Source organism: Citrobacter sp. C13, assembly GCF_014596815.2.
Classification (GTDB): domain Bacteria; phylum Pseudomonadota; class Gammaproteobacteria; order Enterobacterales; family Enterobacteriaceae; genus Citrobacter; species Citrobacter portucalensis.
In genome coordinates, this window is record NZ_CP115024.1 from 1,194,743 (window position 1) to 1,216,120 (window position 21,378).

17 protein-coding genes and 1 other RNA gene are annotated in these 21,378 nt (G+C 51.4%); 11 read left to right on the top strand and 7 right to left on the bottom strand.

Annotated features, from left to right (window positions below; all coding sequences use genetic code 11):
- Positions 1–52: 52 nt before the first annotated feature.
- The 10 genes from IB222_RS05680 (at position 53) to iolB (ending at position 13,349) form a co-directional block, all read left to right on the top strand.
- The gene (locus IB222_RS05680; RefSeq protein ID WP_003839780.1) at positions 53–1,558 is read left to right on the top strand and encodes a CoA-acylating methylmalonate-semialdehyde dehydrogenase; all 1,506 of its coding nucleotides are present in this window, start codon (positions 53–55) and stop codon (positions 1,556–1,558) included.
- Positions 1,559–1,569: 11 nt separating this feature from the next.
- A complete protein-coding gene (gene iolD / locus IB222_RS05685; protein WP_149385059.1) occupies positions 1,570–3,495 on the top strand; it encodes a 3D-(3,5/4)-trihydroxycyclohexane-1,2-dione acylhydrolase (decyclizing) in 1,926 nt (641 codons plus the stop codon).
- A 343-nt stretch (positions 3,496–3,838) separates the two neighbouring features.
- Positions 3,839–4,825, top strand: coding sequence for an inositol 2-dehydrogenase (gene iolG, locus IB222_RS05690; RefSeq protein WP_063941009.1), 987 nt, complete (start codon positions 3,839–3,841; stop codon positions 4,823–4,825).
- 38 nt (positions 4,826–4,863) lie between these two features.
- A complete protein-coding gene (locus IB222_RS05695; protein ID WP_149385058.1) occupies positions 4,864–5,793 on the top strand; it encodes a sugar ABC transporter substrate-binding protein in 930 nt (309 codons plus the stop codon).
- A 176-nt stretch (positions 5,794–5,969) separates the two neighbouring features.
- The gene (locus IB222_RS05700) at positions 5,970–7,517 is read left to right on the top strand and encodes a sugar ABC transporter ATP-binding protein (protein ID WP_149385057.1); all 1,548 of its coding nucleotides are present in this window, start codon (positions 5,970–5,972) and stop codon (positions 7,515–7,517) included.
- Between the two features lie 11 nt (positions 7,518–7,528).
- Positions 7,529–8,557 (top strand): ABC transporter permease, encoded by a 1,029-nt coding sequence (locus IB222_RS05705; RefSeq protein WP_003826102.1) that lies wholly within the window; start codon positions 7,529–7,531, stop codon positions 8,555–8,557.
- 8 nt (positions 8,558–8,565) lie between these two features.
- Positions 8,566–9,699, top strand: a complete 1,134-nt coding sequence (locus IB222_RS05710) for a Gfo/Idh/MocA family oxidoreductase (RefSeq protein WP_003826104.1) — start codon at positions 8,566–8,568, stop codon at positions 9,697–9,699.
- A 12-nt stretch (positions 9,700–9,711) separates the two neighbouring features.
- A complete protein-coding gene (gene iolC, locus IB222_RS05715) occupies positions 9,712–11,616 on the top strand; it encodes a 5-dehydro-2-deoxygluconokinase (RefSeq protein ID WP_149385056.1) in 1,905 nt (634 codons plus the stop codon).
- 14 nt (positions 11,617–11,630) lie between these two features.
- The gene (iolE, locus tag IB222_RS05720) at positions 11,631–12,521 is read left to right on the top strand and encodes a myo-inosose-2 dehydratase (protein WP_003826107.1); all 891 of its coding nucleotides are present in this window, start codon (positions 11,631–11,633) and stop codon (positions 12,519–12,521) included.
- A gap of 9 nt (positions 12,522–12,530) precedes the next feature.
- Positions 12,531–13,349 (top strand): 5-deoxy-glucuronate isomerase, encoded by an 819-nt coding sequence (gene iolB, locus IB222_RS05725; protein WP_149385055.1) that lies wholly within the window; start codon positions 12,531–12,533, stop codon positions 13,347–13,349.
- 194 nt (positions 13,350–13,543) lie between these two features.
- Here the strand turns inward: iolB and IB222_RS05730 are convergent, their stop codons facing one another.
- Together IB222_RS05730 and IB222_RS05735 are read right to left on the bottom strand one after the other, a co-directional pair.
- Positions 13,544–13,900: a hypothetical protein gene (locus IB222_RS05730; protein WP_003826111.1), complete on the bottom strand. Its 357-nt coding sequence runs from the start codon at positions 13,898–13,900 to the stop codon at positions 13,544–13,546.
- Between the two features lie 166 nt (positions 13,901–14,066).
- Positions 14,067–15,178, bottom strand: a protein-coding gene (locus tag IB222_RS05735; protein WP_126317629.1) for an IS3 family transposase whose coding sequence is annotated in 2 segments (ribosomal slippage) — positions 14,067–14,917 and positions 14,917–15,178 — 1,113 coding nt in all. Because the reading frame shifts where the segments join, the coding sequence is not laid out codon by codon here.
- Between the two features lie 125 nt (positions 15,179–15,303).
- On the opposite strand from IB222_RS05735, the gene IB222_RS05740 reads away from it, so the two are divergent.
- Complete coding sequence (locus IB222_RS05740) at positions 15,304–15,819, top strand: phage polarity suppression protein (RefSeq protein ID WP_149385190.1); 516 nt, start codon at positions 15,304–15,306, stop codon at positions 15,817–15,819.
- A gap of 614 nt (positions 15,820–16,433) precedes the next feature.
- On the opposite strand, the gene IB222_RS05745 is transcribed toward IB222_RS05740, so the two are convergent.
- The 5 genes from IB222_RS05745 to ssrA all read right to left on the bottom strand — a co-directional run bounded on the left by IB222_RS05745 (position 16,434) and on the right by ssrA (position 21,349).
- The gene (locus IB222_RS05745) at positions 16,434–17,342 is read right to left on the bottom strand and encodes a hypothetical protein (protein ID WP_149385191.1); all 909 of its coding nucleotides are present in this window, start codon (positions 17,340–17,342) and stop codon (positions 16,434–16,436) included.
- Between the two features lies 1 nt (position 17,343).
- Positions 17,344–18,411 (bottom strand): DUF3696 domain-containing protein, encoded by a 1,068-nt coding sequence (locus IB222_RS05750; protein WP_149385192.1) that lies wholly within the window; start codon positions 18,409–18,411, stop codon positions 17,344–17,346.
- Positions 18,404–19,600 (bottom strand): DUF262 domain-containing protein, encoded by a 1,197-nt coding sequence (locus IB222_RS05755; RefSeq protein ID WP_149385193.1) that lies wholly within the window; start codon positions 19,598–19,600, stop codon positions 18,404–18,406. The genes IB222_RS05750 and IB222_RS05755 overlap by 8 nt, the downstream gene beginning before the upstream one ends.
- Positions 19,601–19,608: 8 nt before the next feature.
- Positions 19,609–20,802 carry an integrase domain-containing protein gene (locus tag IB222_RS05760; RefSeq protein WP_149385194.1) on the bottom strand — a complete coding sequence of 398 codons (1,194 nt, stop codon included), beginning with the start codon at positions 20,800–20,802 and terminating at the stop codon, positions 19,609–19,611.
- Positions 20,803–20,985: 183 nt separating this feature from the next.
- Positions 20,986–21,349: a transfer-messenger RNA gene (gene ssrA / locus IB222_RS05765) on the bottom strand.
- Positions 21,350–21,378: the final 29 nt, after the last annotated feature.

Below are 21,378 nucleotides of genomic sequence, written 5' to 3' on the forward strand. Positions count from 1 at the left end.
ACAGATAACAGTGTTCAGGTAACAGTCACGTATCAACAGCGAGAGGTTAAGGATGGAGACAGTAGCGAATTTTATCCACGGCGAATGTGTCACCGGTTCAGGCCAGCGCGTTCAGGCAATCTTCAACCCGGCCACCGGCGAGCAGATCCGCCAGGTGGTGATGAGTACGACACAGGAAACCGAGCAGGCTATTGCGGCAGCGCACGACGCATTCCCCGGTTGGGCGCGTCATTCTCCGTTAAAACGTGCGCGAGTGATGTTCCGCTTTAAGGCGCTGTTGGAAGAAAACATGGAGAGGCTGGCTCGCATCATCAGCGAAGAGCATGGCAAGGTATTCTCTGACGCAGTTGGTGAACTGACCCGCGGCCTGGAAGTGGTGGAGTTTGCCTGCGGCATCCCACATCTGCAAAAGGGCGAACACTCAGCCAACGTAGGTACCGGCGTTGATAGCCATTCGCTGATGCAACCGCTCGGGGTTTGCGTCGGGATCACGCCGTTTAACTTTCCGGCAATGGTACCGATGTGGATGTTCCCCATCGCGCTGGCAACCGGGAATACCTTCGTGCTGAAACCCTCAGAAAAAGACCCTTCTCTCGCCCTGGCTCTGGCCAAACTGCTGCAAGAAGCCGGATTGCCAGACGGCGTGTTCAACGTTGTGCAGGGGGACAAAGAGTCCGTTGACGTGCTGTTAACTGACCCGCGTGTGCAGGCTGTGAGCTTTGTCGGCTCTACGCCGATTGCGGAATACATTTATCAGACGGCATCGGCCCACGGTAAGCGTTGCCAGGCGTTAGGTGGCGCTAAAAATCACTGCATTTTAATGCCGGATGCCGACATGGATATGGCAACCAATGCCATTATGGGGGCCGCTTACGGTGCGGCGGGTGAACGCTGTATGGCACTCTCCGTGGTGTTGGCGGTAGGGGACAAAACGGCAGATGAGCTGTGCTCGCGACTGGAAAAACAGATTGCGGCGCTGCGTGTCGGGCCGGGGCTTGATCAGACACCGGAAAACGAAATGGGACCGCTTATCTCCTCGGTACACCGTAATAAAGTGCTCGGTTATATCGACAGTGGGGAATCGCAGGGGGCCAGCCTGCGCGTGGATGGTCGGCGTTTTAGCGTTAAAGGCCATGAGCAGGGCTATTTTGTCGGGCCGACCCTGTTCGATAACGTCACGCCGGAAATGACCATTTATAAAGAGGAGATTTTTGGGCCGGTGCTTTCTGTGGTGCGCGTAGCAGATTACAGCAGCGCGGTGGAACTGATTAACCGTCATGAATATGGTAATGGCACGGCAATTTTCACGCGCGACGGCGGCTGTGCGCGTCGCTTCTGCGAAGAAGTGCAGGCGGGCATGGTGGGCGTGAACGTTCCAATTCCAGTGCCGATGGCGTTCCACAGTTTTGGCGGCTGGAAGCGGTCCATTTTTGGTGCGCTTAACGTTCATGGTAACGATGGCGTGCGCTTCTACACCCGGATGAAAACCGTCACCGCACGCTGGCCGGAGATGCTACAGGACACAGGGGCAGCGTTCTCCATGCCAACGCTGGGCTGACAGGAGGGTTTATGCAAACCGAACGTATGACCATGGCTCAGGCGCTGGTCAAATTCCTTAATCAACAATATGTCTGTGTCGATGGCGAGGAAACGCCCTTTGTCGAGGGCGTCGCCACCATCTTTGGTCACGGTAACGTGCTCGGTATTGGCCAGGCGCTGGAGCAGGATCCCGGTCATTTGCAGGTGATGCAGGGATGTAATGAGCAGGGAATTGCGCACATGGCGACCGGATTCGCCAAACAGCATCGGCGCCAGCGTATTTTTGCCGTGACGTCATCGGTTGGGCCGGGGGCGGCGAATATGGTGACCGCCGCGGCAACCGCGACGGCGAACCGTATTCCGCTATTGCTGTTGCCTGGCGATGTCTACGCCAGCCGTCAGCCGGACCCGGTATTGCAGCAAATTGAGCAATACCATGACCTTGGCATCAGCACCAACGACTGCTTCCGCCCGGTCTCGCGATACTGGGACCGGATTAACCGCCCGGAGCAGTTAATGAGCGCGATGCTAAACGCGATGCGAACGCTTACTGACCCCGCAGATACTGGTGCCGTAACTATTTGCCTGCCACAGGATGTGCAGGGAGAAGCCTGGGACTATCCGCAGAGCTTCTTTGCGCGCCGCGTTCATTTGATCGAACGTCGCCCGCCCGACCCGCAGCGTATGGCGATGGCGCGGGCGCTGATTGCCCGCAAACGCCGTCCGCTGGTGGTATGCGGCGGCGGGGTACGATATTCCGGCGCGCATGAGGCGTTTCGTACGTTTGTTGAAACGCTGCAACTGCCGTTTGCCGAAACTCAGGCCGGAAAGGGAGCGCTGGTTAGTGACCACCCACTTAACCTCGGAGGCATTGGGGTAACTGGAGGGATGGCAGCGAATCAGCTCGCACCGCAAGCCGATCTGGTAATCGGCATCGGTACGCGCCTCACCGACTTTACCACCGGTTCGAAAGCGCTGTTTTCTCATCCGGAGGTTGAGTTCCTGCTGCTGAACGTGGCGGAGTTTGACGCACTGAAGCTTGATGCCACTGCGCTTATCGCCGACGCCCGTACCGGGCTTACGGCATTAACTGAAACACTGAAAGACTACCGCAGCGATTGGGGGAAGGAGGTCGCCCAGGCGCAAGAGGCCTGGCGCGATGAGTGCCAACGTTTATGGGAGCGCGACTGGCGTCCCGATGACGAACCCGAAGTGGCTGGGCATCTTGACGCTCAGTTGGCGGAATATGGCGACACGCTAAACACCAGGTTGACCCAGACGAAGGTGCTGGGGCTTATCAATCAGCACATTGAAGATAACGCTATCGTCGTAGGGGCCGCCGGATCGCTACCTGGCGATTTACAGCGTATCTGGCAGGTCAAAACCCCGGACAGCTATCACCTGGAATACGGTTACTCCTGTATGGGCTATGAGATTGCGGCTGCTATTGGAGCCAGGCTGGCGAAGCCGCAGCAGCCGGTATATGCCATGGTGGGGGATGGCTCGTACATGATGCTGCATTCCGAGCTACAAACCGCCGTCCAGGAGGGGATAAAAGTCACTATCCTGCTGTTTGATAACGCCAGCTTCGGGTGTATTAACAACCTGCAGATGGGGCATGGGATGGGGAGTTTCGGTACGGAAAACCGTCACCGTAACCCGCAAACCGGACGGTTGGATGGGCCGCTGGTGAAGGTCGATTTTGCCAAAAACGCGGAAAGCTACGGCTGTCGGGCATGGCGTGTACATGACGAGCAAAGCCTGCTGACGGCGCTGGAAGCCTCCTGTGCGCATTCGGGGCCTGTGCTGCTGGATATCAAAGTCCTGCCGAAAACCATGACCCACGACTATGCCGCCTGGTGGCGCACTGGCGATGCGCAGGTGGCAGAATCTCCGTCGGTGCGAAAAGCGGCTGAGCAGACGTTAGAGCAGGTGAAAAACGCACGTCAGTACTAAAAGCGATTAATGCCGGATGGCGCTGCGCTTATCCGGCCTACAGCGAATTCTACCCCCAGGCCGGATAAGGCGTTAGCGCCGTCATCCGGCAACCTGCGACAACGAAATTTTCATTTCATTTTTCCTTTTTCTTCATCCATCGCCTCCTTCCTGAACGGAAGGGGGCCAATTCCTGCATCTTCCCTGTTGTTATGTTGTGATATTGATAACAGATTTTATCTCGATCATCTCAAAAGTGTTAACTTGCACTCAAAAACATAATTTTCACTATTTATAAAAATGAAATAAATGTTTTATTTAAGGGGTCGTTAGTTCATCGCATTCACCAACACCGGGAGCCGTTATGTTTAACATTGCTTTACTGGGCGCTGGCCGAATTGGCCAGGTACATGCAGCTAACATTGCCAGTCACAGTGCTACTACCCTCTGGTCCGTCGTCGACCCGAATCAGGAATTTGCCACCCGTCTTGCCACACAGTACCAGGCTCGTTTGCAAAGCCTGGATGAGGCGATGACGGACCCTAACGTTCACGCCGTGCTGATTGCCTCCGCGACCGATACCCATGCGGATCTGATTGAAATGGCCGCCCGCCACGGTAAAGCCATCTTCTGTGAAAAGCCGGTCCACCTGGATCTGGCCCGTGTACGCGACTGCCTGAAAGTGGTCAAAGAGTACGATGTACCGTTGTTTATCGGTTTCAACCGCCGCTTCGATCCACAGTTTCGCCGTGTGAAAACTGACGCACTGGCCGGGCGTATCGGAAAGCCGGAATCGCTGCTGATCATTTCCCGCGACCCGTCGCCGCCGCCTGCGGAATACGTGCGTGTGTCCGGCGGTATGTTCCGCGATATGACTATCCACGATTTTGATATGGCGCGCTTTATCATGGGCGAAGAGCCGGTTTCGGTGTATGCCCAGGGCAGCAATCTGGTGGATCCGGCGATTGGCGAAGCGGGCGATATCGATACCGCGTTCATCGTACTGAAATATGCCTCCGGCGCGATGGCGACCATCGTCAACAGCCGCCGTTCTTCTTACGGATACGATCAGCGCCTTGAGCTGCACGGCTCTGAAGGACTGCTGTGCGCGGGCAACATTCTCGAAAACCAGGTGCAGCACTACGCGAAGACCGGCTGCGCCAGCGCGTTACCTGAACATTTCTTCTTGCAGCGTTATAAATCGGCCTATGCCGCGGAATGGGAACACTTTGTTGCGGTACTGCGCGGCGAAGCGGTCCCTGATTGCAGCGGGGACGATGGCGAGCGTGCGCTGTATCTGGCGGATAAAGCGCTGGAGTCACTGCATAGCCAACGTGAAGTTCTCCTCTGATTGTCACCACAACCTACCCTACACAGAGAGACATAATAATGAAAAAACTGATCTTAGTTGTCCTCATCGCCATGACATCCGGGGCAGCCATTGCTGAAAATGAGCAAATTGTTTTCAGTACGCCAAACCTGGCGATGCCATTTGAAGTTCACATGCAGCGCACGGCGGTGAAAGCCGCAAAAGAAATGGGCGTGAATTTACAGGTCCTGGACGGGCAGGGTAGCTCGCCAAAACAGGTCGCTGACCTGGAAAATGCCATAACTCGTGGCGCACAGGGCTTTATTGTTTCACCAAACGATGTCAACGCGGTGTCCAGCGCGGTAGATGAAATTCAGGATGCGAAACTGCCCGTTGTTACCCTTGACCGCTCCGTTGACAGCCAGAAAAAAGTGCCGCACTTCGGCGCGAACAACTACAAAGGCGGCCAGGCGATTGGCGACTTTGTCAAAACCAAATTCCCTGACGGGGCAGACATTATTCTGCTGACCGGCCAGCCAGGCTCCTCCTCCAACATTGAACGTACTAAAGGCATTCGCGACAGCCTGAAGGCGGGTGGTGAAAAGTACAAGATCGTTGCCGATCAGACCGGTAACTGGATGCGTTCTGAAGGGATGCGCATTGTCGAAAGCGTTCTGCCTTCGTTGCCGAAGCGTCCGCAGGTGATCCTCTCTGCTAACGACGATATGGCGCTGGGCGCGATTGAAGCGTTACAGGGACAAGGACTGAAACCGGGTGAAGTTCTGGTCACGGGCTTCGATGCTGTGCCGGAAGCACTGGCGCGTGTGCGCGACGGCTGGCTGGCAGTGACGGCGGATCAGCGTCCTGGCTTTGCGGTGAAAACGGCCATGAGCCAGTTGGTGAATAACGTCCGTGAGAAGACTGCGATCACCGGGGCTGACTACCCGCCAACGCTTATCACCAAAGAGAATTTGCAGCAGGCCGAGCGTATTAGTGAGGCCGGTAACTGATTTATACACGTCATCCTTCAAGCTGCCTCTGTGTTGGCTGCATCTGCTCACCCCAGTCACTTACTTGAGTAAGCTCCTGGGGATTCTCAGACTTGCCGCCTTGATGCAACTTGAATGATTTTGTGTATATCTGGAGCCGCCGTTACGGCGGCTCACTCTAAAGGAGGAGCAGACCGATGTCGCAACCCTTACTGAAAGTGACCGACCTGGCGAAAAGCTTTTCCGGCGTTTGGGCGCTGAGCAGCGCACAGCTGACCGTTGGAGCAGGCGAAATTCATGCGCTGTTAGGTGAGAACGGTGCCGGAAAATCGACCCTGCTGAAAGCGCTGGCGGGCGCACAGCCGCAAACACGCGGGGATATTTGGTTCAACGGCGAAACATTGCCGGTAGAAGACTCTCCGGTTGAGCGGCAGAACAAGGGCATTATCACGATTTATCAAGAGTTTAATCTGCTGCCCAATATGACCGTTGCCGAGAATATGTTCCTCGGACGCGAACCGCGCAAACGCAATCTGATTGTTGACGAAAAGGCGGTAAACCAAGAGGCGCAGGTGATTCTGGATTACCTGCAACTGAACGTTGCGCCAACCACGGCCGTGGCCCGACTGAGCGTGGCGCAGCAGCAAATGGTGGAAATTGCGCGGGCGCTGACGCTGAACGCAAAGCTGAACATCATGGATGAACCTTCCGCCGCGCTGAGCGACAGCGAAGTGGAAAGTCTGCACCGGGTGGTGCGGGAACTTAAAGGGCGTGGCGTGAGCATTATCTACGTCACCCATCGCCTGCATGAAGTTTTTCAACTCTGTGACCAGTTCACCGTTTTTCAGGATGGACGTTTTACCGGAAACGGTGCGGTTGCACAGACCACCGTAGAACAGCTGATCCGCCTGATGGTGGGGCGCGATGTGGCTTTTAATCGCCGCCCGGCCAGCGAAACTCACCATGAAGATAAACCTGTGCGTCTGGCGGTAAAGGGGCTTAGCCGCGAAAAACCGCCGCTGGATCCGCATGGCATCGCGCTGCACGACATTAGCTTCCACGTGCATGCTGGCGAAGTGTTAGGCATTGCCGGACTGGTGGGTGCCGGACGCACCGAAGTGGCCCGCTGCCTGTTTGGCGCCGACGGTTTTACTTCCGGCAGCTTTGAACTTGATGGCGTGCCATATCAGCCGCGCGATCCGCTGTTTGCGCTGGATCAGGGGCTGGCGCTGGTACCGGAAGATCGCAAAAAAGAGGGCGCGGTGCTTGGGCTGTCGATCCGCGACAACCTGTCGCTCTCCAGCCTCTCGTCACTACTGCAGTGGCGTTGGTTTGTGAATACCCGCAAAGAGGATGCCCTGATCGAGTCTTACCGCCAGGCGCTGCAGATCAAAATGGTCAACAGCGCGCAGGAGGTGCGTAAGCTCTCCGGCGGTAATCAGCAAAAAGTGATCCTCGCGCGCTGCATGGCGCTTAACCCTCGGGTGCTGATCGTGGATGAACCAACGCGTGGCATCGATGTTGGCACCAAATCAGAAGTCCATCAGGTGCTGTTTGATATGGCGAAAAAGGGCGTGGCGGTGATCGTGATCTCCTCCGATCTGCCGGAAGTTATGGCGGTTTCCGATCGGATCATCACGTTGAGTGAAGGCCGGGTGACTGGCGAGATCCACGGCGATGACGCCAACGAAGAGCGGCTAATGACGATGATGGCCATCAACCACAACGCCCTGAATGCGGCATAACGGAGTGATTCATGACGCAGATTATTTCTAAAACGCAGGTTCCTGCCAAACGCGGCGGACGTCTTGATCCCATTGCCTTTTTTGAGCGCTTTGGGGTACTGATTTTCATGATCCTGCTGCTGATTTTCTTTCAGTTGCAGAACAGCAATTTTCTTTCTGAACGCAATATTTTCAACATCCTGACCGAAGTCTCCATCTACGGGATCATGGCTGTCGGGATGACATTTGTCATTCTGACTGCCGGGATCGATCTGTCGGTGGGGTCCATCCTGGCGGTCTGCGCCATGACCGCCGCGTATGTGATTAAGGGCGACAACTTCACCACCGTCGACCCGAACGCCTGGGGCGGCATGAGCTGGCTGATTGGCCTTGGTATCTGTATGGCGATGGGTACCGCGATTGGTTTTCTGCATGGCCTCGGCGTGACTCGCCTGCGTCTGCCGCCGTTTATCGTCACCCTCGGCGGGATGACCATCTGGCGCGGCCTGACGCTGGTGATCAACGACGGCGCACCGATTGCCGGTTTCGACGCGGGATACCGCTGGTGGGGACGCGGCGAACTGCTCGGTATCTCCATTCCAATCTGGATATTCGCGCTGGTGGCGGTAGGCGGTTATCTGGCGCTGCATAAAACCCGCTGGGGGCGCTTCGTGTACGCCATTGGCGGCAACCCGGAGGCGGCGCGTCTGGCAGGGGTCAACGTGAAGCGCGTGCTGGTGAGTGTCTACGTACTGATTGGCTGTCTGGCGGGGCTGGCGGGCTTCATCCTCAGTGCTCGTCTGGGAAGCGCAGAAGCGGTCGCCGGGATCTCGTTTGAGCTGCGCGTCATCGCTTCGGTGGTCATTGGCGGCACCTCGCTGATGGGCGGCTACGGGCGTATTGGCGGCACCATTATCGGCTCGATCATCATGGGCATCCTGATTAACGGTCTGGTGCTGATGAATGTCTCGGCTTACTACCAACAAATTATTACCGGCTTAATTATCGTTCTGGCGGTGGCGTTCGATACCTACGCCAAGAGCCGTCGCGGCGCATTGTGAGGATCATGATGAAAGAAGTTCGTATTGGATTGATTGGCACCGGGTATATCGGCAAGGCGCATGCCATTGCCTATGCTCAGGCCCCGACGGTATTCAACCTGCGCGGCAAACTGGTGCGCGAAATGGTGGCGGAAGTCACGCCGGAGCTGGCCGCCGAGCGGGCGCAGGCGTTTGGCTTCAACCGCTCAACCGGAGACTGGCGTGCGCTGGTGGCTGACCCGGCCATTGATGTCGTGGATATCTGTTCTCCTAATCATCTGCACAAAGAGATGGCGCTGGAAGCGATTCGCCATGGCAAGCATGTGTACTCAGAAAAGCCGTTGGCGCTGAACGCCCACGACGCGCGTGAAATGGTTGAAGCAGCACAGCGGGCAGGAGTGAAAACGCTGGTGGGGTTCAACTATATGAAGAACCCAACGGCGCAGCTGGCGAAAGAGATCATTGCGTGCGGAGAAATTGGTGAGGTGATCCATTTCTACGGCACCCACAACGAAGACTACATGGCCGATCCGCTTGCGCCGATCCACTGGCACTGTTTTAAAGAAACGGCAGGTTTGGGAGCGCTTGGCGATCTGGCGGCGCATATCGTCAATATGGCGCAGTACCTGGTTGGGGATATTCAGCAGGTCTGCGGCGACCTGAAGATCGTGGTGCCACAGCGTCCGGCGAAAGTCGGTTCCTCGCAAATGGTGACGGTAGAGAACGAAGATCAGGCCCACGCGATGGTGCGCTTTGCAGGCGGTGCGCAAGGGGTGATTGAAACCTCCCGCGTTGCCTGTGGCCGCAAGATGGGGTTGTCGTATGTGATTACCGGGACCAAAGGAACCATCAGTTTTACCCAGGAGCGCATGGCTGAGCTGAAGCTCTATCTGCATGACGATCCGGTCAACCGTCAGGGGTTTCGCACTTTACTGGTTGGCCCGGCGCACCCGGACTACGGCGCGTTTTGCATGGGAGCCGGGCATGGTATCGGCTTTAACGACCAGAAAACTGTGGAAGTACGCGACCTGGTGGACGGCATTGCCGCCGATGCACCGATGTGGCCGGACTTTGAAGAAGGCTGGAAGGTGTCGCGCGTGCTTGACGCTATCGCACTCTCGCACCAGGAAGGCCGCTGGCTGAACGTGAACGACATTGTCTGAAGAGGTATCAACGTGGAAAAGCAGTTTGATGTGATATGCATGGGCCGCGTGGCGGTTGACCTCTACAGTCAGCAAATTGGCGCGCGCCTGGAAGATGTGTCGAGCTTTGCCAAATACCTTGGTGGTTCGTCCGGCAACGTGGCTTACGGCACGGCACGCCAGGGACTGCGTTCTTCAATGCTGGCGCGGGTTGGCGACGAACATATGGGGCGTTTCCTGCGTGAAGAGTTAAACCAGGTAGGCTGCGATACCAGCCATCTGATCACTGATAAAGACCGCCTGACAGCGCTGGTGCTACTCGGCATTAAAGACCGGGACACCTTCCCACTGATTTTTTACCGTGATAACTGCGCGGATATGGCGATTACCGCCAGCGATGTTGATGAACAGTACATCGCTTCTGCTCGTTGTCTTGCCATCACCGGAACGCATCTTTCTCATCCGCAAACCCGCGAGGCGGTGTTGACGGCGCTCAAATACGCCCGACGTCACGGCGTGCGCACGGCGCTGGATATCGACTATCGCCCGGTACTGTGGGGGCTTACTTCCTTAGGCGACGGTGAAACGCGTTTTATCGCCGCCGATCAGGTCACCCGCCAGTTGCAGGAGGTGCTGCATCTTTTTGATGTGATTGTCGGCACCGAGGAGGAGTTTCATATCGCGGGCGGCAGTACCGATACGCTGCAGGCGTTGGCGCAGGTTCGCGGCGTGAGTAACGCGACGCTGGTCTGCAAGCGCGGTGCACTCGGCAGCTCGGTGTATACCGACGCGATCCCGCCCCGGCTGGACGATGGCCTGACGGTCACCGGCGTACGCGTAGAGGTGCTGAACGTGCTGGGGGCGGGGGATGCGTTTATGTCCGGTCTACTGCGCGGCTATCTCAACGATGAGGGATGGGAGCAGGCGTGCCGCTATGCCAACGCCTGCGGTGCGCTGGTGGTGTCGCGTCACGGCTGTGCGCCGGCAATGCCGAGCAAAATTGAACTTGATGATTATCTTTCTCGCGCCGCAGAGGTTCCTCGTCCGGATCTCGATCCGCATCTCAACCATTTGCATCGCGTGACGACTCGCCGCCGCACATGGCCGGAGCTATGCGTAATGGCCTTCGATCACCGTAGCCAACTGGAAGAGATGGCGTTGCAGTGCGGCGCATCTTTGAAGCGTATTCCGGCATTGAAACAGCTTATTTTGCAGGCCAGCCGTGAAGCGGCGAACAGCGCCGGGCTGGAAGGTAAAGCCGGACTGCTGTGCGATGGCACGTTTGGTCAGGATGCGCTGAATGCGATAACCGGAGAGGGCTGGTGGATTGGTCGCCCTATCGAACTGCCGGGGTCGCGCCCGCTGGAGATGGAACACGGCAATATAGGCTCGCAGCTCATTAGTTGGCCGCAGGAACATGTGGTGAAGTGTCTGGTCTTTTTCCATCCGGAAGATGCCCACGCGTTGCGCCTGGAACAAGAACAGAAAATCGCTGAGGTGTACCGCGCCTGTTGCCAGTCCGGTCATGAGCTGCTGCTGGAGGTGATTTTACCGGCCAGTATGCCGCGCAGTGATGAACTGTATTTGCGCGCCATTTCCCGTTTCTACAACTTAGGGATCTACCCCGACTGGTGGAAACTCCCACCGCTGACATCTGCTGGCTGGACGGCGTTGAGTGACATTATCGAACGGCGCGATCCGCACTGCCGTGGCGTGGTGATCCTGGGCCTGGACGCACCGGCAGAGCAACTGCGTGCTGATTTTAAAGCGGCTGCGGGTCATGGGGTGGTGAAAGGATTTGCCGTGGGACGCACGCTGTTCGGCGACGCTTCCCGCGCGTGGTTGAAACACGATATTGACGATGCGCAACTGGTGGCGCGCATTAAAGATAACTACCTGCAGCTTATCGCCTGGTGGCGCGAGCGCGGACAAGCATAATTCAGGAGAAGATGATGACGGTACAATTAGGTATTAATCCACTGACATGGACGAATGACGATCTTCCTTCACTGGGCGCTGAGACGTCGCTTGATACGTGTCTGAGCGAGGGCAAAGAGGCTGGATTTGCTGGTTTCGAACTGGGTAATAAATTCCCGCGCGAGGCGCGACTGCTCGGCCCCATTTTGCAGCGCCACGACCTGCAACTGGTTTCCGGCTGGTACTCCGGACGTCTGCTGGAACGCAGCGTGGAGGAGGAGATTGCCGCCGTGCAGTCACATCTGACGTTACTGCGCGAACTGGGAGCGAAGGTGCTGGTCTTTGCCGAAGTCAGTGGATGCATTCACGGCGAGCAGCAGACGCCGGTACATCTGCGTCCGCGCTTCCCGCAAGAGCGCTGGCAAGAGTACGGTGAAAAGCTCACCGAGTTTGCGCGTTACACCCAGCAGCAGGGGGTACAGATTGCCTATCACCACCACATGGGAACGGTGATTGAATCTGCTGAAGATGTGGATAATCTGATGACGTATACCGGTGATGAGGTTGGCTTGTTGCTCGATACCGGGCATTTGACCTTTGCGGGTGCCGATCCGTTGGCTGTGGCGCAGCGCTGGGCATCACGTATCAACCATGTTCACTGCAAAGACGTGCGTGCCGACGTGCTGGCGGATGTCAAAAACCGCAAAACCAGCTTCCTCGATGCGGTGCTGAGCGGCGTCTTTACCGTGCCGGGAGATGGCTGCGTTGACTATCCGCCAATTATGGCATTGCTGAAGGCGAACCAGTATCAGGGGTGGCTGGTGGTGGAGGCGGAGCAGGATCCAGCCATCGCGCATCCGCTGACGTATGCGCGTCTGGGCTATAACAACCTTAGCCGTCTGGCGCGGGATGCTGGGCTTATATGAGGAGGTGATATGTCACGTTTATTATCACGCTGGCAGCAGCCGGACGCGCAAGGGTGTACGCAGTCAGTGACGCCGGAAAGCGCCGGTTGGGGATATGTTGGCTTTAGAGCGTATGAACTGGAGGAAGGGCAGCAGCTTACGCTGCCCGCCGTCAGCGAAGAACGTTGTCTGGTATTGGTTGCCGGACGCGCGACCGTCACTACGCCGGGCGCAACTTTTACGGATATTGGTGAGCGGATGAGTCCGTTCGAACGGATCAAACCGTGGGCGGTTTATGTCACTGCTGGTGAAACCATACAGGTTCAGGCGGTGACCAGACTGGAGCTGGCAGTCTGCGCTGCGCCGGGGAAAGGCACGCACCCAACGCGGCTGATCGCACCTAAGGATATTGACGGGGAAGCGCGTGGCAAAGGTCACAACCAGCGTTATGTGCATAACATCTTACCGGAAGATAAACCCGCAGATAGCCTGCTGGTGGTGGAGGTGTGGACCAACGAAGGTTGTACCAGTTCTTACCCAAGCCATAAACATGACACCGATAATCCCCCGCAGGAAACCTATCTGGAGGAGACTTACTACCATCGCCTCAACCCGCCGCAGGGATTCTGTATGCAACGGGTCTACACCGACGACCGGTCGCTTGACGAGTGTATGGCAGTCTATAACCGCGACGTGGTGATGGTGCCGAAAGGGTATCACCCGGTGGCAACCCTGGCGGGATATGACAGTTACTACCTTAACGTGATGGCCGGCCCGGTTCGCAAATGGATGTTTACCTGGGAAGATGAACATGCGTGGATTAACAGGGATTATCCGGTTGATCAGTAAGGATGAAAGCGTTTGGCGAGAGTGAAACAGGATTTGCTGTCGCCACTCGTGGAGTTAGGGGCTGTGCGTTACAGTGGCCCTGATCTGGTTTAACTTTAGAAACAGATTGCGATGAGGCCCGATGCTTGATTGCGGCTTATTCCTAATAATAAAAAACCGCTTTCGCGGTTTTTTATTATTCAATGTTTGGAAGATTATTCGCTGACTTTTTTCTCAACGGAGGCAGCACCTTCTTTAGTCTTATTCCAGCCTTTCTCGGTACCTTCTTTTGTTGCATTCCAACCTTTTTCAGTACCTTCTTTGGTTGTATTCCAGGCTTTTTGTGAACCTTCACTCACCTTGCTGCTCAGGTCATCTTGTTTACCTTCAGCAGCATGTTTGGCTTTTAATTTTTGCTCTTCGCCCTGATTCTGCGCCTGATGCAGTTTTTCTTTTGCAGTATTGGCATTTTCGTGTGCGGCGGCTACATCATTATCGGTTGCGTGTGTTGTTGCGGCAATAACCGGAGAAGCCAGCAGAATTGCAGATAATGCGATAATTGTCTTTTTCATAATATCCTCGCTTAGCGTTATAAGTTATTAGCGTGGTTAAGCATGGCATACAAACGAAGCGCTGGCTTTAGGAAAAAACTGTAAATGCTGATAACGGTATTTATCTATTTTGTGCAATTGCGAGTAATTAATACGTTTTTTTTGTTGGGGTGTAAATAGACCCGTTTTAGTTCCAGGCATTTTTTGAGATCCCGGCCAAATGATTGTGTTGCCGATATTCCTCCGGCGTCATATTGTTCAGTGATTCATGCGGGCGTTCACAGTTATATTCTGACACCCATCTTTCCGTGATTTCCCGCACTTCATTCAGCGTTCTGAACAGATAAAAATCGAGTATTTCTGTACGGTATGTTCGGTTAAAGCGCTCAATAAAAGCGTTCTGCGTCGGCTTACCCGGCTGAATAAATTCCAGTTTTACTGCATGTTGCTCTGCCCATTCAGCCAGTGCAAGTGAGATAAATTCCGGACCATTATCCATGCGTAGCATGACCGGATAGCCGCGATTTGCCGCGATCCTGTCGAGTACACGGACCACGCGCAAAGCTGGCAGATTCAGATCGATTTCAATCGACAATGCCTCACGGTTAAAGTCATCAACGACATTGAACGTGCGAAAACGACGGCCACAGACCAGAGCATCATGCATAAAATCGACAGACCAGCTCTGGTTCAGCGCTTCCGGTGTGGCCAGTGGCGAGGGATTACGCACCGGCAACCGTTGTTTGCCTTTACGGCGAAAATTCAGCTTCAGCAGACAATAAATACGATGGATCCTTTTGTGATTCCACGGGTATCCCTGCCGCCGCAGAACCTGGAAAAGTTTTGGAAAACCGTACCGTGGGTATCGCTCTGCCACTGCCTGTAACGCGACAATAACGGGTTCGTCACGCGTGGTATCCGGACGGTAATGGTAAACCGTTCTGCTCAGGTTCAGACTCCGGCAGGCCTGACGGATACTGAGTCCAAATGTCGTTATCAGATGAGTGACCAGCTCACGCTTAAAGGCTGGTTTTAAAGCTTTTTTTCGATAACGTCTTTCAGCGCCCGGTTCTCAGGGCTCAGGTCGGCAAACATCTGTTTGAGACGTCGATTCTCGTCCTCAAGATCCTTGATCTTTTTAATATCAGAAGCCTCCATGCCGCCGTATCTGGACTTCCAGTTGTAGTAGGTGGCTTCAGAGATACCGGCCTCCCGGCAGACATCTTTAACGGTTCGCCCGGCTTCAACCGATTTAATTACAGCAATGATCTGATGCTCAGTAAAACGGGCTTTACGCATAGCGATCTCCTTTGTTGGCAGAGTGATTATGCCGGAGGGTCTCTAAATGTGAATGGCACGATTATGCGGGATACTTACAACTGGAACAGGCCTTTGAAACCTGTCAGAAGAATAAATTGGACTGGATGAGCAGCAAGTCAGCACTGGCGCGGGCTGAAATGGCGCTGAAAGAGCTGGAGCTGACCTGCACCCGTTATGAACCGGAGGCAGCACAGGCGCTGCGGGATGATATTGACCTGAAAACATGGGCGGTAAATCAGTCGGCCGGGCAGTACATCCGGTCACATGAGGCCGTGCAGCGTATCAGTATCCGGCGACAGCTTCACGCATTTATGCAGATAAGCGGCGATGCGCTGGCCGCTGCACTGGCACCGGAATTAATGCACCTCAGCGAACAACCTGACATCGTCAGAGAACGGGCTCTCGACCGGGCGGCCGCCAGTGTTCGCGAAGCGCTGTCCGTTCATGTAACCCGCGGAGGAAATATTGATTACGCAGAGGAAGAACGCGACATTCTGACAACCATCGGTTTCCGGCCTGACAGAGCATCGAGAGACGACAACCGGGCAAAATATACGCCTGAACAGAGTCAGATTTTCATGTGTCGACAGGCCGCGCAGACCCGCAAAAAATCCGCATAAAACGCCCCGAAAATACCCGTCTTTTTAATAAAAATAGCCATGCATGCCTACGCTGCATGGCTTTGCATGCAAAAACCTGAATTTTCCACACCCTGCCGCACCAGTACTGGCGCGGCCTGAGCCCCTTCATGCTCCTGCATTAAAAACGCCCCACGAAGCGGGCAGGCGTGGCGGGGAGAGCATTGCGCGCCAGCAGTAATGTGCATATTTTTTACTGTTGTTGTTGAGATTCAAACAAGAGAGCTATAAATAGTGACAACAAGTTATTGGTAGGTAGGGGGATGTGGGATACTTACAGGACGAGGGGGCTCGCATCGTGAAGGCATACTTATTGGCGTCATGATCGCAACTCATAGATTTTAGAACGAATTATATGTGTACGTGCAATAATCCATCTTCGCAAATTAGATCCTGACACGTACTCTTACATTAAAATCGGCCCACGATGTAGATTGTGTGATATTTAAGAAGTTATTCTGCCGCTATACATGTGAATATTGTTATTGATTTATTTATTTGAAAAAGTGCTGATTTTTTATTAGGGGGGTTATTGAAATGAATAGGTGCCACTTATCATGAGTGATTAAAGTGGCAGCTTAATATTGAGTCGCTAATTAAGTTGATAAGTGTTTGCACACAATGCCAACTATTAGACGACCTCCGCTTAATTTATTTATTTTTTCGCTCAGGCTTGAGCCTATATGAAAATGGATTCTGCCTTTTTCTCTACTGAGTTTGGTGTGTAATTCAAAGAAAAGAGCCTCCTCATTTATTTTTTTTGTTCTTTCTTTAACTGCATCTTGGTTTCGTTTTGTACTGCTGCTTTCTCTAGATAGTTCTACACCATGAGAAAGTGCTTTTTGCTCAAACTGTTCTGGATCTATAAGGTAGTCATATTGTGCATGATCATTAAGATATGATAAATGCTTTATAATAACCGACAGTTTCGTGTCGTTTTTTTCGCTAATATCTGTTTTAGAAAAATCTCTCGCATCATCGAGAAAATATATATTTGGAAAGCATTTTTCTAGATAACTATCAAATTCGTCTAGACCCATATTGTGGTAAATAGGAAGTTTTCGGAATAAAGAAAGTATTTTGTCTTGGCAGTCAATTAATATCATAGAACTATCATCCCACCAAGGTAACTCTTCATTTTCTTTATATAAAAGGCCTCCTGTCTTATTATGGTGTAAAACCGCGTGAGCTTCTGAACTATATGCGTGAGTTTCAGGTTTGTCTATTTCATAACTATCAGCTTCATCAATGATTCTTGCCAGTCTTAAAAGGTAATCCCTTAAATCAGGATCTTGATTTAAAGGGCCGTATAAGATGTCACATAAATCATCGTGCCCGCATTTAATTATCCATATATTTGAGGTGAGAGAGAGGCTTGAACGCCCGCAGCTTTTCTTAACAGCTTCGGCTAATTCTAAGAAACACTCAAGTTCTTTGGAGTTATCTTGAATATTAGCACATAACTCCACCACCCACCTCTCATCTAAGTAGTTGATTATATTCATTTTATTTTTTTGCTAATTTAGATAAATTAATTGTGCTTTGGTCAAAGAAACCTTCTGGCCAGCTTGTGAGCTTCCCATCTTCTTTTATTCTGATTTTCTCTATTTTTGTATCCTTATCTTTCTCACGCGTAAAATAATAAATGATACTTTTTTGAGCCAGTGTAGCACCTACATTTTTGACTGCTAATCGAACGCCATCAATAAAATGGTCACTATGTGTTTCAACAATTATCTGGACACCACAAGACGATGCTATAGCTAACAATAATCCGAGAGCTGTTTGGCCTTTTGGGTGCAAATGCGCCTCAGGATTTTCTATTATTAAAATTTTATTTTTATTAGCATGCCATGCTTTCATTTTTGACTGCTTGAAGCTATCTAGGGGAGCCTCTGAAGACATTACTAATGCACTTAACACGATCGGGAGTGAATAACTTATTCCAAACCCTGTATTAGTTGCTCTGAAACCATTAACCCCTAGATGGGAAATATCTTGCTCTTTCGTAACGGAGAAATTCAAATCAACACCAGGTGATATTTCTCCCATCCAGTGATTAATTTGATGCTTTAACGTATTTCCTGTTGAATTAGCATGGCGAAGTTTTTCAGGTATTATAACACTTTCAAATTTTGAGTAATAATCTGCAAAGTACTCACCTTTTTCACCAACAGTAATATCATCAATATCCTGAGGCATAATAGGTAATGTTACGCATGGGCCATGTCTATCAGCTGAGATATATTCTACCGAAAACCTATCTATTCTTGTTCTGTGTTTGTTTATGTTTTCTCTTAGTGATAGATATAGATAATTTTTCATTTCTTTACTAGAAAGAAGAATCTGCACAGGCTTTTGTTGAGAGGTCAATTTTGATTTGAGATCGGTAAACCCACCAAATCCTTGAATATATGGTGAGTGGTCTTTATCTACTAATTTGCACATTCTTATTGCTTGTAGAACTGAACTTTTACCACTGCTATTTAGCCCAGTGAGTACAGTTATGTTAGAAAGTTCTAACTTTGAATAGATAAAGGATTTAAATGATTTCAAAATAAGTTCATCAAGCATTGATTACTCTCTTTAGTAAGTCCAAAAGACAATCTTTACGAAATTTAGCGCCTTGTACTCCAGCACCATGTCGGCTTATTGAATTCATAAACTCATAATTTTGAAGAAGGTCTTTATATTCATTCAGTAAAATATCTTTTTTCAAGATGATTTCGTCATATGAGTCTTTTTTAGCTCTTGTTAATAAGTACAACCAAAGTTCGAAAAGAGATTTGTTAACGGGTGTTTTTCTGGTATCTCCAGGTAACGATTTTCGAAAAGAATGTTCTCCAAAAATCTCATATGTTCGGTGCAAACCTAATTCGAATGTGTTAATGATAACGTCATCCTCAGGTATATCAATTAAAGGAAGTTCTTTAATTTTCTCATTATTTAAAGCTTTCATTGTGTTTGATAAAAAATCATCCATATCTCCATAATAATTATGGTGGCCGAATAATGTAAAAGCTAAATACCTTAGTATAAGCTCTCTACCAGCCATTCTGTCATCTTTGACTGTTCTACCTACAACATCATTATAAACATCATTTTCAACCATGGATTTCAATAGTATGCTGGCGCGCCCTTGGTATAACGCATGTCTAATCTCTTGATTTGATAGCCGCATTCCACCTGTGTTGATTCTCTTGAAAATATTTCTCTTAACTTTTTCTGGTGTTTCAGGGTTTATAATGATGAATGATAGTTCAGTCTCCATAATATTATTGATTATTTTTATATTTTCATCATTTTTCTCTAAGTTAAAATAATCATAGCCATCATATGGAGTGCTCCAGAACTCTAATCCAGATAATTTAAACCCTTTACCATCATAGTCTGGTCCTAAAATGAAATCTTTAATAGTAGTAAGGCGCTGCAATCCATCAACAACTTCCCATACACCATTTTTATCTTCAGAAACATAAAACATCGGTAATGGAATCTTCAGCATCATTGATTCAATTAACTGACTTTTCCTTTTTTTATCCCAAACATAACTACGCTGAAAATCTGGAGCTAGTTTTATTGTATTATTTTTTATACGACGTAATACAGTATCCAATGCTACTGTCTTAGGAGTAATTGAAATTGAATCTGTATCGAATGGCTCCTTGTCGGAGTTGTCATCCTGAGACATCTCGTCTTCGAGTTCTACGCCTGAGTAGACCCCTTCTCCTGCTAATTCCTCAATTCTATCGAAGTCGCTCATAATTTTATCTACTTACTTGGTTTAACTATTTCCGCCCACCAACTCATCAACTCTCTCCGTTGACTCAAGTAGGTTGACCTGTTGTATGCTCTACGAACTTCATTTTTATCAATATGCGCAAGAGCTGATTCAATGATATCAGCATTCCAACCATGTTCGTTCATGGCCGTACTTGCTATAGAACGTAATCCGTGAGCGACCAGTTTCCCACCATAGCCTATGCGTTTAAGTGCCGCATTAGCCGTCTGACTATTCATATTTTTTTTAGGATCATTTCTACTTGGGAAAACATACTCCCTATGTTTACTGATAGGTTCCATTGTATCAAGTAATTCTAATGCTTGTGCTGATAATGGGACAATATGTTCTCGCTTAGCCTTCATTCGTTCGGCGGGAATCGTCCAGAGTTTGGCATCGAGATCGATCTCGACCCACCGAACACCAGAAGCCTCAGAAGGGCGCACTAGGGTCAGAAGCTGCCACTCAATAAGACAACGAGTCGGAACAGACAGATTTGACATGACCAGAGAGCGCATCAACTTTGGCAATTCTTCTGGCCGCAGTGTCGGCATATTTTGTTTTTTAGGTTTCTCAAATGCCATCCCAACCCCTGATGCTGGGTTTGCGTCAATCAGGCCAGTGTTAACAGCATAAATCATGATTTCATTAATACGCTGTACTAGGCGGCGAACTGTCTCAAGAGCTCCGCGCGCTTTGATTGGCTCTAATGCTTCAACAATCGTTCTGGCCTTTATCTCCTGAACGGGTATTGCACCGATTGCCGGGAACACGTCCTTATCTAAAGAGCGCCATATATCTTTCGCATAATCCTCTGTGACGCTTTTGCTCTTCATTTTGAACCAGTTGGCAGCCACAGTTGAGAAAATGCTATCCAGCTCAATCTGACGTTGCTCTGATGCTTGCTCTTGCTGCTGTTGTGGATCCATCCCTTGAGCTAGCGCAGCTAAATGTTGGTCGCGTATCTGGCGAGCGGCTGCGAGCGTAAGGGCAGGGTATGAACCGAGACTCAGATTAGTGCGGCTATTACTTACAGGACGTTGGTATCGGAAGCGCCAGAGTTTTTTACCAGATGTTTTCACGAGTAAGAACAGGCCGTCCCCATCATGCAGAGTGAAATCTTTTTCTCGGGGTTTAGCTTTAAGGATCTCGTTGTTAGTGAGGGGGCGTGTGATGCGCGCCATGTCTGGATTCCTTCCATAATTGGTACACGTTTAATGGCCCATAGTATAGCGTGTACCTAAACGTGTACCAATTTTCTCTGGATTTAGCCGGATGCCCTCGGACAAGGACAGACACAAAAAAGCCCGCAGGGCTTGTGCCATGCGGGCTTTCTGTACTTCACCGGACGTATCCGGATCATAATGTGGTGGAGCTGGCGGGAGTTGAACCCGCGTCCGAAATTCCTACATCCTCGGTACTACATGCTTAGTCAGTCTTTACATTCGCCTGGCACCTGCGGACAGACACGCCACTACCAGACTAGCCTGATTAGTTTTAACGCTTCAACCCCAGGCAGGGCCTCCACGCGATCTCTTTTGGGTTTGACCTCTCTTTGATCCCCGTCTTAAGAGCGGAAGCTAGGGAGAGAGGGCTCAGAGCAGGTTATTAAGCTGCTAAAGCGTAGTTTTCGTCGTTTGCGACTATTTTTTTGCGGCTTTTTACGAGGCCAACCGCCCCTCGGCATGCACCTTGGGTTTCGCGAATCCCGTCGAATCCAGAATCAGCCCCAATGTGTTAGAGCAAGTATAACAGACTTG

Coding starts and splice junctions, on each gene's coding strand:
- IB222_RS05695 (WP_149385058.1), top strand. CDS start 4,864: ATGAAAAAACTGATCTTAGTTGTCCTCATCGCCATGACATCCGGGGCA.
- IB222_RS05760 (WP_149385194.1), bottom strand. CDS start 20,802: ATGGCGCGCATCACACGCCCCCTCACTAACAACGAGATCCTTAAAGCT.
- IB222_RS05710 (WP_003826104.1), top strand. CDS start 8,566: ATGAAAGAAGTTCGTATTGGATTGATTGGCACCGGGTATATCGGCAAG.
- IB222_RS05755 (WP_149385193.1), bottom strand. CDS start 19,600: ATGAGCGACTTCGATAGAATTGAGGAATTAGCAGGAGAAGGGGTCTAC.
- iolG (WP_063941009.1), top strand. CDS start 3,839: ATGTTTAACATTGCTTTACTGGGCGCTGGCCGAATTGGCCAGGTACAT.
- IB222_RS05745 (WP_149385191.1), bottom strand. CDS start 17,342: ATGAATATAATCAACTACTTAGATGAGAGGTGGGTGGTGGAGTTATGT.
- iolE (WP_003826107.1), top strand. CDS start 11,631: ATGACGGTACAATTAGGTATTAATCCACTGACATGGACGAATGACGAT.
- IB222_RS05740 (WP_149385190.1), top strand. CDS start 15,304: ATGAGCAGCAAGTCAGCACTGGCGCGGGCTGAAATGGCGCTGAAAGAG.
- IB222_RS05680 (WP_003839780.1), top strand. CDS start 53: ATGGAGACAGTAGCGAATTTTATCCACGGCGAATGTGTCACCGGTTCA.
- IB222_RS05750 (WP_149385192.1), bottom strand. CDS start 18,411: ATGCTTGATGAACTTATTTTGAAATCATTTAAATCCTTTATCTATTCA.
- IB222_RS05730 (WP_003826111.1), bottom strand. CDS start 13,900: ATGAAAAAGACAATTATCGCATTATCTGCAATTCTGCTGGCTTCTCCG.
- IB222_RS05700 (WP_149385057.1), top strand. CDS start 5,970: ATGTCGCAACCCTTACTGAAAGTGACCGACCTGGCGAAAAGCTTTTCC.
- IB222_RS05705 (WP_003826102.1), top strand. CDS start 7,529: ATGACGCAGATTATTTCTAAAACGCAGGTTCCTGCCAAACGCGGCGGA.
- iolD (WP_149385059.1), top strand. CDS start 1,570: ATGCAAACCGAACGTATGACCATGGCTCAGGCGCTGGTCAAATTCCTT.
- iolB (WP_149385055.1), top strand. CDS start 12,531: ATGTCACGTTTATTATCACGCTGGCAGCAGCCGGACGCGCAAGGGTGT.